Genomic DNA, 12,495 nt, shown 5'->3' on the forward strand with positions numbered 1-12,495 from the left:
AAAGACGGCAGCTTCAGAAATATTTGGATTCATCTTTTGAATCGTAACAAGAGATTGTTGGATATGTCTTGTGTTCAACTCGACGGAAGCCAAACAATCGTGAGAAGGAATAATTTTACCTATATCTCCTAATCCTAAAGCTTCAGCAGCTAATTTTTTGAACATAATTTATTTTAATTTGCAGTTTATTTAAGTCATTAAAATTAAGAAAATAACTGAGGTAAAATCAAAAAAAACATCTTAGAATCCGTTTAAATTTGATTAAATATTACAAAATTTAAAAAGGCTTTTAGAAAAAGAAAAAACCACAGACAAAATCTGTGGTTTTAATATATTTAAAATTGATTATCTCAAATTAAATGTGGATCACCTCACCGTAAGCAGCAGCAGCAGCTTCCATGATAGCCTCAGAAACTGTCGGGTGCGGGTGAATTGATTTGATGATTTCGTGACCAGTCGTTTCTAATTTTCTGGCAACAACAGCTTCAGCAACCATATCTGTAACCCCTTCTCCGATCATGTGGCAACCTAACCATTCACCATATTTAGCATCGAAAATAACTTTGATGAAACCATCTGTATTTCCGTTCGCAGTCGCTTTTCCACTTGCGGAAAGAGGGAATTTACCCACTTTGATTTCGTAACCTTTTTCTTTAGCCTGCTTTTCTGTAAGACCAACAGAAGCAACTTCTGGGTGACAGTAAGTACATCCAGGAATATTGCCGTAGTCGATTTTCTCAACGTGCATTCCTTTGATTTTTTCAACACAAGTAATTCCTTCAGCAGAAGCAACGTGTGCCAAAGCCTGAGTAGGAATCAAATCTCCGATTGCATAATATCCGGGAACTGAAGTTTCGTACCATTCGTTTACTAAAACTCTTCCTTTATCTGTCTGGATTCCAACTTCTTCAAGACCGATGTTCTCGATGTTTGCAGCGATTCCAACAGCAGATAATAAGATATCAGCTTCAAGAGTGATGTTTCCGTTAGCCGTTTTCACGTTAGCTTTTACACCTTCTCCGGTTGTATCAACGCTTTCTACAGAAGCATTTGTCATAATTTCGATACCAGATTTTTTCAGAGATTTCTCCAAATGTTTAGAGATTTCCTCATCCTCTACAGGAACGATATTTGGCATAAATTCAACAACAGTTACTTTTGTACCCATTGTGTTATAGAAATCAGCAAACTCAACACCGATCGCTCCAGAACCTACAACGATCATAGATTTTGGCTGCTCAGGAAGAGATAATGCCTGTCTGTATCCGATTACTTTTTTACCGTCTTGTGGTAAGTTCGGTAATTCTCTTGAACGAGCTCCTGTTGCGATAATGATATGAGTACCTGTATATTCAGTTACTTTTCCTTCTTTATCTGTCACAGAAACTTTTTTACCTTTTTGTACTTTTGCAGTTCCTAAAATAACGTCGATTTTGTTCTTTTTCATCAAGAATTCAATCCCTTTGCTCATTTTAGATGCAACACCACGGCTTCTCTGAATTACGTTTGGAAACTCAAAGCTAGCTTCCACTTTGTTTAAACCATAATCTTCAGCATGGTTAATATAATGAAAAACATGAGCCGACTTCAACAAAGCTTTAGTTGGAATACATCCCCAGTTAAGGCAAATTCCTCCTAAATTTTCTTTCTCGATAATTGCAGTTTTGAAACCCAACTGTGCCGCTCTAATTGCAGTAACATATCCACCAGGACCACTTCCGATGACAATAATATCGTAATTCATTAGTTTAAAATTTTTATGCGAATTTAAGGAAAAATATTGGATGAAGCACGTTTCCGGCAATTCATATGAGAATACATAATTATGAAGATTTCATTGTTTTTTAAACAAAAAAAGAGCGATCACAAATACATCCTATTTAAATAAATTCTATTTAATCCGAAAATTTCGCAAAACCTAACATCTCGAAGATAGGTTGGCATTCGCAATATTATCTTTATCTATTTTACAGATCTCAGAAGTTTTTTTTCAGCCTGATATCTTGCATTAAGGGCTTTTAACTGATCACTTTTCATTTTTTTAGTGGCAAGAGGATGATTCATGATCAATTTCTTTTCTGTGTTATATTTTTTTTCAAGCTCATGTGCCTTACTGTTGTAGAGCTCAGTCTTTGATGGATGTGGCGGCGATGGCGGGCGTTTCTGAGCAAATGCTGTTGCTGATAACCCCATTACCAAGTTTGTTAATATCAATAGCTTTTTCATAACATTTATTTTTCCGAAAATTATTTATTTTAAAATAATTCGTTCTAATTCAGAGGTAATATTACACATATCATACCAATCAATAATTTTGCAGGAAATCCAGAAATTAGCACAGGTAAATACATTTTACTATTTATGATCTCTAAAAATGAATGATAACTATCACAAAAAAGAAATGATTTTATGAAATAAAAAAGTTGTCAGGTAATGGTTCATTAAGAGTATTTTTTGAGGCACTCCTTATTATCTAACAACAAATTTATATTTAATTATTGCATTATTTGAATTACCGTTGAATATTTCAACTGATCTCTTTCTTTTGGTAAATTAATTTCAATTGAGTTTCCAGATTTTTTCCATTGAATTTTATTTGACAATCCTAAAATTTTTAATGATTTTGGTTTAAAATTTTCCGGGATTACAAAATTTAACGTTGATGGAGCTTCATAACTTACCTTTTCGTCTAAATGAAAAATATTCACTATTTTACCATCTTTGCTCTGGGTATAATAAAAATTTCCGTCATGGTAAGGAGCAATATTTCTTGTTGCAAAAACCGCAGACTGATTTTTATTCATCCAACCAGAGATTTCATTTAATCTTTCATAAACAACCTCATCGTAATCTCCGTTGGGTCCGGGAGCAATGTTCATGAGATAATTACCTCCTCTTGAAATAATTTTAATCAAAGTTTCAATGATTTTTTGAGACGATTTATAGTTGTCATTAGGAACATATGAAAACGAATCTCCCATGGTAATACAGCTCTCCCAGGGAATCATAAGTGCCTTTTCGGGAACGGCTTGTTCCGGTGTTACATAATTTTCCCATTTTCCTGAAACGGTACGGTCTACAATAATGATTCCGGGTTGATTTTTTCGGGCCATTGTTCCGATTTTATCCATGTCGATATCCTGTTCGACTTTTATGGTTCTTTGCCATTCAACTTTTGGGTCAATGGTGTGAAACGGGCGAACCCAACCGCCATCTAGCCAAAGGATATCAATTTTACCGTAGTTTGAAGTGATTTCATTTAATTGGTTAAAAGTAAAATTCTTAAAACTGTTCCATTTTTCAGGATATTTTTTCGGATCATAATTTACATTTCGGTCTTTTGGTGGAAAATATGACCACCAGTAATCATCAGAATGCCAATCCGGCTTCGAAAAATAGGCCCCGATCTTGAATCCTTCTTTTCGGAAGGTATTAAAAATCTCCTTCGTCACGTCTGCTTTTGGATTTTTGGAAAAAGGCGTCTTCGAAGAAGTTATCTTATAATCAGACTGTTGTGTATTAAACATTGCGAAACCGTCATGATGCTTTGTCGTAAAAACTACATATTTCATTCCTGCTTTTTTCACTGCGTCTGCCCACTTTTGAGGGTTAAACTGAGTTGGGTTAAATGTAGTTTGAAGATTTTCGTAATTTTTTACGTATTCGTGGTAAGATTTTCCGTGCTCCGGTTTCCTCTGGGTCCACGATTCGTCTTCCGGGCAAAGGCTCCAGCTTTCGACAATACCCCACTGGCTGTATGTTCCCCAGTGCATGAACAGTCCGAATTTCAAATCCTGCCAGTTTTCAAGGTTTTGAATGACAAGTGGATCCGTAGGTTTTTGATAGCCTTCTGAAACATTATGAGCCTGTGAAAAAAATGCCGATGAAATGAGTAATGATGAGAGAAATAAAATTTTCTTTTTTGATCTGATGAACATTAATGTATTTTTTGCTAATTTAAATTTTAACTACAAAAGATACAAAAGATTTGCTGATTAAATTCTTAGTCATAAAAGTTTTAATACATTTTGATTTAAGCTAAATCTTTAAATGTACTTTCAATAATTGGATATTTAAATTCAAAACCATATTGAAGCAATTTTTCAGGATAAACATTTCGGCTTTTTATTAGTAATTCTGTTTCGGTTTTTAGAAATATAGATGCTATTTCCAACTGCCAGACCGGTGCGTTTAATCCAAAAGGAATTTTCATCTGCTGCCTCAATTTTTTCATAAAATCTTCATTGTGTAAAGGATTTGGAGCTGTAATATTAATTGGTCCTGAAATATTTTCATCATTAATAATAAATTCAATGGTTTTACAAAAATCTTCGATATGAATCCAACTTATGTTTTGATTTCCTCTTCCTTGTTTTCCTCCAAGACCTAATTTTGTTATCGCTTTTAATTTGGGGAAAGCACCACCATTGTTTCCTAAAACTATTGAAGTTCGTAAAGCAATTTTTCGCACATTTTCTGTTTTTACTTTAAAAAATTCTTTTTCCCAACTTTTACTGTTTTAAGATATATTGTTGACATTTTTAATTGCAATAAATGATTGATAGGTTTTATAAATATCAATAAGATATAGAATTGCCATAACCGGACTATAAAATATTGACAACACAGGAGCAAACAAACAAAAAGATGCTATACCATTTTGATTACCAAACAGATACAATCCAAGCAATGAAAGAAAAACCGGCATTATTAAGAATCCGTATATTTTAAAAATAATCGACTTTCTATATTCACAAAATATTCTGATGCAATAACTGATTAATTGTGAAAACCCTACCCCAAAATAAAATACAAAAAATAATTTGCCTTCTTGTGCAAGTAAACCTGCAAGGGCAATAAAAACGGCCACAAAAAAAATACTCAATTGTATATAATAATCATTTCTTAAAAAAGCTTTCATACGAATAGTTTTAAAGGTTCAAAAAATCTCCTCTTGTTCTTTTGTTCTGCATCTTGAATGTGAAATACATCCAGATTTTAAATATCAGTGTTTTCATTTTTAATGACTTTGTCTTTGCTCATTGCATGTTTCCGGCCTTTTAAGAAAAGTAGCAGATTCAAAAGCATCATTACTCCAAGATAAATTGAGAATTTCCCAATTTTTTCACTCATATCCACAACAAGACTTTCCATTGTTTTAATTTCATAAAATTCAATAATACAAAGCGCAAAACCAATGTTGAGAAGGTAAAATCCAATTTTAAACAATGAGTTAGTGGCCATCGCAATGTCTTCTTTCTGATGAAAAATATCAATCATAAAAGTTTTTGAATTTTTAAAGAGGAATTGTGAAACGAAAACGGTAAGTGTAATCACAATTGGCAGATAGATCATGTACGCTGAAAAATTGTACGTTGCCGTGGTAAGAACTGTTGCAGTCATAATAGTTTATTTTATAGTTAAATTTTTTCTTAAAAAGTAAAGGGTAAAAATGTTGATATAATGCAGTACACAAAGGATCAACATGATATTTCCTATCCGGATCGCTGTCACGCTCAGCATTTCTTCCATATTATTTACTTTATCCCATGTTGTAAGGCTGATGGCGATGTAGCCGAGATTAATCAGATAATAACATCCCAAAAGAATCCTGTTGATTGTCAAACACAAAACCGAATCATGAATGAGATAATCCAGATAAAACTTTCCTGAATTATAGCATCTTCTCCCAACATCGATAGTAATATAAAAACTGATCAAAAGAAAAATGAGATATGAAATAATATTGAACATTTTATAAATATTATATTTTCAATAATTTTTGAAAGTTTAATTGAAATAAAAAAGGATTTTTAAAGTCCTTCTTATTTTAAAAGATTGGTAATTTTCCCCACCAGCCAATGATCGTCACTTTTAATCGCCAGATCCATAATATTGTTAATTTTTCCTGTCACAGAACTGAAGTTATCCATTAATTTGATAAACTCTTTGGCTTCTTCAGAATCTTTATCTTCAATATTTTTCAGTTCTTCAAGGAAAGAAATTACGGGTTCAATTTCTCTTTTTCTTCTTTCTTTGGTAATTTGCTTAAACAAAAACCATACATCTTTTTCCGCAACAAAATATTCTTTTCGGTCACCTTTTACTAATTCTTTTCTTACAATTCCCCAATCGATTAAGGCTCGTAAATTCATATTCGCATTCCCTCTTGAAATTTCCAGGCCTTCCATTACCTCATCGGTAGACAACGGCTTATCACTAGCCAAAAGCAAAGCATGAACCTGCGCCATTGTACGGTTGATCCCCCAATTGGTAGCAAACGTTCCCCATGTCTGAATGTATTTTTCTTTTGCTTCTGAAAGTTTCATTTTGTTTGATTTAATTTCCTATTACAAATGTAATTATAATTTTTGAATTTTCAATAATTTTTGAAAATAAATTTTAAAATAAAACAAGCACTCTTCATGAATGCCTGCTTTTATGCTGTTTTTGATCGTTTTATAGCTTTAAATTTACTTATTAATTTGATAATTATTTCTTAAGTAATTCTTTCTGAAGGAGCTTTTCCAGTTTCTTTTTTTCTTGTTTTGAAATATCTTTAGTTTCCACAATAATGGCTCCGTTTGATGCTGAGCTACCAAAAAGTGCCGTTGCCTGCGCCTCTTTGAAAACTGACATCCTTACAATTTTATTGACATCCAGTTTTTTAAACTCTTCCGAACCCATCAATTTTCCATCAACAAAATAAATAGGACTGGTGTTAGATTCTTTGGAACTTTGGCCCCTGATTACAGTCTCCACCTTTCCTGAGGCGAGCTTTTCGGAAATCGAATTGATGCTTATTTCAGGAGCTGCTCCTTCCACTGAATTCTGATCAGGTGTATATCCAATTTTATTGCCGAAAACAGGATTTAATGCAATGGGGCTCTTCTTTTTAGCAGTATTTTTTAATGTCAAGTTTTCCGATTCTTTTGACTGCTCTTTCAGGTAAAATCCGTCATCCGGGTAAATAACTTCTGAAGTATCTGCAACAGCATTAAACCCTGAATTTTTCTTTTTCATTGCAGAAGAAGCAATTATCTGTGAGCTGCTTACCTTGGAAGCTTTCTCTTTTGGGATTCCCATAGCAATTACCCCTTCTATATTCTGAAGCTTCACGGTATCCATTTTCTCCTGCTCGGCAAGTATTGCATTCGCATGTAAAGGTTCCTGAATTCTGTTTTCATAAGAAGGCAGACGCGGAATTCCGTAAGATTTCGAAGATTCATGATAGGCTATTTTTGCAGAAGGTTCTGCAATCTGATTCTGAATATTAGATTTTACCGTACTGTCAACTTTAAAAATATTTTCCGAAATGGCAGCCGGATTTTTTTGCGATTCAATATCATTTTTTACAATAATGGGTTTTGCAATGTTTTTATTATTTTTATTAAAATAAAAAATCCCTGAAATAATTAATAAGCTGGCAGCAATCCCGTAAGGAAGCCAGATTGGGAGGGTTTTCCTGTCTTGTTTTTTGTCCAGTTTTTCTTCAACCGAGCTCCAAACTTTTTCAAATCCCGGAAAAGTCGCAGGTTCCTCCAGGTTTTTAGAAGCCTCATTGAAAGTTTTATCTATATCGTGATTATTTTCCATTGTTTTAAAAGTTTAAATGTTTTTATTGACCAAAAGCTCCTGTAATTTTTTTCTGGCAAAATTGAGCTGTGACTTAGATGTCCCTTCACTGATAGAAAGCATTACGGCGATTTCTTTATGAGCGTAGCCTTCAATCGCAAAAAGATTAAAAATTGCCCTGCATCCTTCTGGTAAAAAGTTAAGCAGGTTTAAAATATCTTTTTCAAATGAAATATTTTCTGATACAAAATCAAGAGTTGCAGCATGATTTTCTTCTAATGAAATATGCAGCACTTTATTGGCCCTCAACTTCTGTAAACATTCATTAACAGTAATTTTCTTTGCCCAAGCTTCAAAAATTTCCGGATTCTGAAGCTGATGGATCTTTGTAAAAATTTTATAAAAGCTATCGGCAAGGGCTTCCTGAATATCTTCATCGTTCTTGAGATATCGTCTGCAAACTGTATACAGTTTTCCGGCCATCTTTTCGTATACTTTCCGCTGTGCATTGCGATCGTTACGCTGACATTCTAACAGTAACTCTATTTCCATAATCTGGCATTATATTATATTGATGCAAAAATTTTTAAAAACGTTGGAAACATGATGAACTTTTTTGAAAAAATAGTGAATTTTGGCAAAGGTAGCAAATGGGAAATGAGGAAAAAAATGCCAATTATTTCAAAGAATACTGACATTTTGAGGATGTTTTTTCTTTTTAAAATTTTTTAATTATTTCTTAAAGATTATTTTCGTAATATTTCCCGAATGTTTAAATGGATGGCTACTACCCTAGCCCTGATTGAGCGGCATGTTTGAGCTCTTTTCCTGTTTTGGCTCGGCGGCTTCGCCGCCGAGCCAAAACAGGAAAAAGCGAGTAGTGAAAGCAGGAAAAAGCTTAAAAAATAAAGGAAATGAGAAGATGAATGCTGGAAGTTTATTTTATTGAGAATGATTAGTATTGAAAACAAAGATTCTGCCTTCGTGAAAATTCCAAACCTCATGATAGAGTTCACTTTTTGGTCTTTTACTTTTCATTTATTTAGCTAAAATTGAATAATAAATTTAATCTCCCCGTTTGTAACATATCTTTAATCATAACGACTATTCTATTAAGTAATCTCTATAGTAATGAAAAAAACTAAAATTGCATCATTACTTTTTGTTTTGTCTGCAGGAAGTATGGTGTTTGCTCAGGATGATTTAATCAACAAGTTAAAGAGCAACCAGTCTCAAAATGCTAATTTCCAATTCACAACATTGAAAGATGTAGGTGCAACTTCGGTAAAAAACCAGGGTTCTTCGGGTACCTGCTGGAGCTATTCTGGAAACTCTTTCCTTGAATCTGAGATGCAGAGAATGGGGAAAAAGCCTGTGGATCTGGCAGAAATCTTTACTGCAAGAAATTCTTATCATGATAAAGCAAAATTATATGTCCTGAATAACGGAGCCATCAATTGGGGAGACGGTGGTGAATTACACGATGTTATCAATATGTACAAAAAATACGGAGCAGTTCCTCAGGATACTTATACAGGACTGAAAGCAGGGCAGACCTTAAATAATTTCAAGGAAATGCAGGATAAGCTGAAACCTGTTTTAGACAGTCTGGTTCAGGCTTCACAAAAAGGAAAGCTTACAGACAACTGGATGTCTTCCGTGGATGCTATTTTAGATGAATATTTAGGAAAAGTTCCTGCTAATTTTACATATGAAGGAAAAAATTACACTCCTCATACTTTTGCGAAGGAAGTTGTAGGGATTAATCCTGAAGATTATGTAGAAATTTCATCATATAAAGATTATCCATATTATCAAAAATTCGTAGTTCCGATTCCTGATAACTGGAGCCATGATTCTGACTGGAATGTTCCGATGAAAGATTTAACGGCAATTATCGACAATGCCGTAAATAAAGGATATTCCGTAGGTTGGGCAACAGACGTTTCCGAACCGTATTTTTCTTACAAAAATGGGGTAGCTTATATTCCTGATATGGATTTTGACCAGATCAATGCTGAAAACAAAGGAACCTTATTCACAGAACCAAAAAAAGATAAGACCATCACCGAAGATATGCGCCAGAAAGCTCTAAATAACCTTTCTACTACCGATGATCACGGAATGCACATCGTAGGGCTGGCTAAAGATCAGACGGGTAAAGAATATTATATGGTAAAGAATTCGTGGGGTGTTACCAATGATTTCGAGGGATATCTGTATGCAACAAGACCCTATGTTGAATATAAATCAACTGCAATCCTTGTTCACAAAGATGCGCTTCCAAAAAGCATTAAAAAGCAGCTGAAACCCACTAAAAATATTGGTTTATAGAAGAGAATCACTTTTGTCACGCCAGGTGACAATTAGATATTTAATCTGTTAAAAAGCCACTTTCTAAGTTGATAGAAAGTGGCTTTGTTTTAAAAAATTTTTAAATTCTACATGAATTTAATAAAAAACCGCCTCAGGATTATACTCAAGACGGTTTTTGCTTAAAAAATTTAAATAGGTAAAATCAAGGTATATAAAATCGTCAATAGTGAATATTATTTTGCCCGTGAATAGTTAATTGTCAATTCAGAAAAGTTGTAAAATCAAATTGACAGCAAAACAGATTCACTATTAACAATTAATTTTTAATATAATACTCCCATGCTTTCGGCTTTAAAATCCTGGAGCGCTTCTGTATTTTGCTCTTTTATTTTTTTTGCCCATTCAGGATCCTGCAATAAAGCTCTTCCCACTGCTACCAGATCAAAATCGCCTCTTTCTAATCTTCGTGTAAGTTCTGTTAAATCCTCTTTCTCAGTTCCCTGTCCGGAAAAAGCACCCATTACATCACCCTTCAAGCCTACTGATCCTACGGTAATTGTCGGTTGCCCTGTAATTTTTTTTGCCCAGCCTGCGAAATTCAGGTCAGATCCCTCAAATTCAGGCTCCCAGAAACGACGCTGTGAACAATGGAAAATATCTACTCCTGCCTCTTTTAGCGGTAGCAGCCACTCTGCCATTTCTTCCGGGGTATTCGCCAGTTTTGTAGAATAATTCTGCTGTTTCCATTGTGAAAGACGGATAATGATAGTAAAATCCTCTCCCACTGCAGCCCTGATAGCTTTTACAACATCCACCGCAAACCGGCTTCTTTCTTTGATATTTTTTCCTCCATACTCATCGGTTCTTGTATTGGTAACCTCCCAGAAAAACTGATCAATCAAATAGCCATGTGCCCCGTGAATTTCTACAACATCGAACCCAAGATCTTTGGCCTTCTTTGCAGAAGCGGCAAACTGTGCAATTGTATCCTGAATATCTTCCAATGTCATTGTAGAAGCTTTTTCCATGTCCTGTAACGGATAATCCGGAGAATTTCTGGTGTCTCCCACATGCCAGATCTGAGGTCCCATTTTTCCTCCGTTTTCGTGAACGGCATCGATTACGTTTTTCCAGCCATTTAATGCTTCTGTTCCGTAGAAATCAGGAATATTCTGCATATTTTTTGACGCAGGCCTGTTGATTACAGTTCCTTCAGACAGGATCAATCCCACTTCTGAAGCAGCTCTTCTTGCGTAATAATCTGCAATCTGCTGGGTAGGAATCCCGTTATCAGACTGAGCTCTCGTCATCGGAGCCATTACGATTCTATTTTTTAATTTTAAATTTTTGTATTGAAAAGGTTTAAATAATGATTCTGTGTTCATTTTTTTACTTTGTATTTTACAATTGTTACACAAAGTAACTAATAATAGTTCATATTTGTATCTTACGTAGAGAAAAAAGTGGTAACTTTGTAGTAACTTACGTTAGTAACTTAAAAGTAACTCATTAAATTAATTTCATTCGAACATAATAAAATAGGGATTTCTTTATGAAAAAAAACGAATTAATGGAATACAGCTGTCCTCTGGGTAAAGCCATGTCTGCCTTGGGAAGCAAATGGAAACCGATTATTGTATTGGTAATCAAAGACCGAAAATTACGTTTTGGAGAATTGGCGGTACGAATTAATGTGATCTCCAGAAAGGTTTTGACCGATCAATTGCGGGAAATGGAATCCGATGGATTGGTTATCAGAGAAGAATTTAAAGAAATCCCTCCGAGAGTTGAATATTCGCTGACGGAAAAGGGGCTGGCGCTGCTGCCGATTTTGTACCAATTGGAAGAATGGGAAACGAAATATCATGTTTATGATCCTAATAAAGCGAAGGATTGTAAAACTCTTTTGGAAGAGAAGAAAGTGAAAAAGGTTGTCGTTTGATGATCTTTTTTGTTTTTAATATAAAAAGTAAACAAAAAATTAATTTTGGAAGAAAAAAATTACAACAATATCTCTTTCAAAGAACAAAACACTTAAATTATTGATTTCCAAAATTTAATATTTTGTAATATTTTTTCTATCTTATACATTTGAGAAAAACAAATGCATGAAGAAAGCAACCTACAAAGACAGGGAAAAAGTTGTTGATATTTTATGTCAGGCTTTCATCGATGTTCTTATTCCAAATTCTATAAATTTTGTTGTAAAAAATTCTGGCAACAGGCATGAAAGATTGAAAGCTTTAATGGAACTTCAATTTGATCTATCGATGTTGAACGGAAGTGTATTTCTTAGTGACGATCAAAAAGGATGCATTTTATAGCTAGACAAGTTCAATTACTTCCCGATAAAAATATTGGAATCAATATAATGTCACAAAATATTTTTGCATGGATTATAGGATTAATTGTAGCCATACATAGAAGTTGTTTAAACTTTTAATTCAATAGATAACGATACAATAAAAGTTAAACAATTTAATTCAACAAAAAAATTTGAATTTAAGGATATAACTCTTGAAAATTATTTTTATAAAAATTCAATTCTCGATAGTTTAAATGCTAACAAAAATAATTTTAACAACTCTATAATTGATATTTCTT

At 33.8% G+C, this 12,495-nt stretch carries 14 protein-coding genes; 3 read left to right on the plus strand and 11 right to left on the minus strand.

Features of this window, described 5'->3' with window-relative positions; translation table 11 throughout:
* Positions 1-355: 355 nt before the first annotated feature.
* The 10 genes from lpdA to BW926_RS12225 all read right to left on the minus strand — a co-directional run bounded on the left by lpdA (position 356) and on the right by BW926_RS12225 (position 8,127).
* Positions 356-1,744 carry a dihydrolipoyl dehydrogenase gene (gene lpdA / locus BW926_RS12180; protein ID WP_076447433.1) on the minus strand — a complete coding sequence of 463 codons (1,389 nt, stop codon included), beginning with the start codon at positions 1,742-1,744 and terminating at the stop codon, positions 356-358.
* A 218-nt stretch (positions 1,745-1,962) separates the two neighbouring features.
* Positions 1,963-2,226 (minus strand): hypothetical protein, encoded by a 264-nt coding sequence (locus tag BW926_RS12185; RefSeq protein WP_076447434.1) that lies wholly within the window; start codon positions 2,224-2,226, stop codon positions 1,963-1,965.
* A gap of 269 nt (positions 2,227-2,495) precedes the next feature.
* A complete protein-coding gene (locus BW926_RS12190) occupies positions 2,496-3,938 on the minus strand; it encodes an alpha-L-fucosidase (protein ID WP_076447436.1) in 1,443 nt (480 codons plus the stop codon).
* A gap of 95 nt (positions 3,939-4,033) precedes the next feature.
* Positions 4,034-4,471 carry a DUF1731 domain-containing protein gene (locus BW926_RS12195; protein WP_083672323.1) on the minus strand — a complete coding sequence of 146 codons (438 nt, stop codon included), beginning with the start codon at positions 4,469-4,471 and terminating at the stop codon, positions 4,034-4,036.
* 48 nt (positions 4,472-4,519) lie between these two features.
* Positions 4,520-4,921 (minus strand): hypothetical protein, encoded by a 402-nt coding sequence (locus BW926_RS12200; RefSeq protein WP_076447437.1) that lies wholly within the window; start codon positions 4,919-4,921, stop codon positions 4,520-4,522.
* Between the two features lie 77 nt (positions 4,922-4,998).
* Positions 4,999-5,403 carry a hypothetical protein gene (locus tag BW926_RS12205; RefSeq protein ID WP_076447439.1) on the minus strand — a complete coding sequence of 135 codons (405 nt, stop codon included), beginning with the start codon at positions 5,401-5,403 and terminating at the stop codon, positions 4,999-5,001.
* Positions 5,404-5,409: 6 nt separating this feature from the next.
* The gene (locus BW926_RS12210) at positions 5,410-5,754 is read right to left on the minus strand and encodes a hypothetical protein (RefSeq protein WP_076447440.1); all 345 of its coding nucleotides are present in this window, start codon (positions 5,752-5,754) and stop codon (positions 5,410-5,412) included.
* A gap of 71 nt (positions 5,755-5,825) precedes the next feature.
* On the minus strand, positions 5,826-6,329 hold the full coding sequence (locus tag BW926_RS12215) for a GbsR/MarR family transcriptional regulator (RefSeq protein ID WP_076447442.1): 504 nt from the start codon (positions 6,327-6,329) through the stop codon (positions 5,826-5,828).
* A 163-nt stretch (positions 6,330-6,492) separates the two neighbouring features.
* Positions 6,493-7,596 carry a TonB-dependent receptor plug domain-containing protein gene (locus tag BW926_RS12220; RefSeq protein ID WP_076447443.1) on the minus strand — a complete coding sequence of 368 codons (1,104 nt, stop codon included), beginning with the start codon at positions 7,594-7,596 and terminating at the stop codon, positions 6,493-6,495.
* Between the two features lie 12 nt (positions 7,597-7,608).
* Complete coding sequence (locus BW926_RS12225; RefSeq protein WP_076447445.1) at positions 7,609-8,127, minus strand: RNA polymerase sigma factor; 519 nt, start codon at positions 8,125-8,127, stop codon at positions 7,609-7,611.
* 579 nt (positions 8,128-8,706) lie between these two features.
* Here BW926_RS12225 and BW926_RS12230 point away from each other — a divergent pair.
* Positions 8,707-9,909 (plus strand): C1 family peptidase, encoded by a 1,203-nt coding sequence (locus tag BW926_RS12230; protein WP_076447447.1) that lies wholly within the window; start codon positions 8,707-8,709, stop codon positions 9,907-9,909.
* A gap of 305 nt (positions 9,910-10,214) precedes the next feature.
* On the opposite strand, the gene BW926_RS12235 is transcribed toward BW926_RS12230, so the two are convergent.
* Positions 10,215-11,276, minus strand: a complete 1,062-nt coding sequence (locus tag BW926_RS12235; protein WP_076447449.1) for an NADH:flavin oxidoreductase — start codon at positions 11,274-11,276, stop codon at positions 10,215-10,217.
* Positions 11,277-11,443: 167 nt separating this feature from the next.
* On the opposite strand from BW926_RS12235, the gene BW926_RS12240 reads away from it, so the two are divergent.
* Positions 11,444-11,833: a winged helix-turn-helix transcriptional regulator gene (locus BW926_RS12240; protein WP_076447450.1), complete on the plus strand. Its 390-nt coding sequence runs from the start codon at positions 11,444-11,446 to the stop codon at positions 11,831-11,833.
* 166 nt (positions 11,834-11,999) lie between these two features.
* Positions 12,000-12,215 (plus strand): hypothetical protein, encoded by a 216-nt coding sequence (locus BW926_RS12245; protein WP_076447452.1) that lies wholly within the window; start codon positions 12,000-12,002, stop codon positions 12,213-12,215.
* Positions 12,216-12,495 lie beyond the last annotated feature (280 nt).

Source organism: Chryseobacterium sp. RU37D (assembly GCF_900156075.1).
GTDB lineage: Bacteria > Bacteroidota > Bacteroidia > Flavobacteriales > Weeksellaceae > Chryseobacterium.

Excerpts from the sequence above, each read along its gene's own strand:
- lpdA (WP_076447433.1), bottom strand. The coding sequence starts at position 1,744 with ATGAATTACGATATTATTGTCATCGGAAGTGGTCCTGGTGGATATGTT.
- BW926_RS12185 (WP_076447434.1), bottom strand. The coding sequence starts at position 2,226 with ATGAAAAAGCTATTGATATTAACAAACTTGGTAATGGGGTTATCAGCA.
- BW926_RS12190 (WP_076447436.1), bottom strand. The coding sequence starts at position 3,938 with ATGTTCATCAGATCAAAAAAGAAAATTTTATTTCTCTCATCATTACTC.
- BW926_RS12200 (WP_076447437.1), bottom strand. The coding sequence starts at position 4,921 with ATGAAAGCTTTTTTAAGAAATGATTATTATATACAATTGAGTATTTTT.
- BW926_RS12205 (WP_076447439.1), bottom strand. The coding sequence starts at position 5,403 with ATGACTGCAACAGTTCTTACCACGGCAACGTACAATTTTTCAGCGTAC.
- BW926_RS12210 (WP_076447440.1), bottom strand. The coding sequence starts at position 5,754 with ATGTTCAATATTATTTCATATCTCATTTTTCTTTTGATCAGTTTTTAT.
- BW926_RS12215 (WP_076447442.1), bottom strand. The coding sequence starts at position 6,329 with ATGAAACTTTCAGAAGCAAAAGAAAAATACATTCAGACATGGGGAACG.
- BW926_RS12220 (WP_076447443.1), bottom strand. The coding sequence starts at position 7,596 with ATGGAAAATAATCACGATATAGATAAAACTTTCAATGAGGCTTCTAAA.
- BW926_RS12225 (WP_076447445.1), bottom strand. The coding sequence starts at position 8,127 with ATGGAAATAGAGTTACTGTTAGAATGTCAGCGTAACGATCGCAATGCA.
- BW926_RS12230 (WP_076447447.1), top strand. The coding sequence starts at position 8,707 with ATGAAAAAAACTAAAATTGCATCATTACTTTTTGTTTTGTCTGCAGGA.
- BW926_RS12235 (WP_076447449.1), bottom strand. The coding sequence starts at position 11,276 with ATGAACACAGAATCATTATTTAAACCTTTTCAATACAAAAATTTAAAA.
- BW926_RS12240 (WP_076447450.1), top strand. The coding sequence starts at position 11,444 with ATGAAAAAAAACGAATTAATGGAATACAGCTGTCCTCTGGGTAAAGCC.
- BW926_RS12245 (WP_076447452.1), top strand. The coding sequence starts at position 12,000 with ATGAAGAAAGCAACCTACAAAGACAGGGAAAAAGTTGTTGATATTTTA.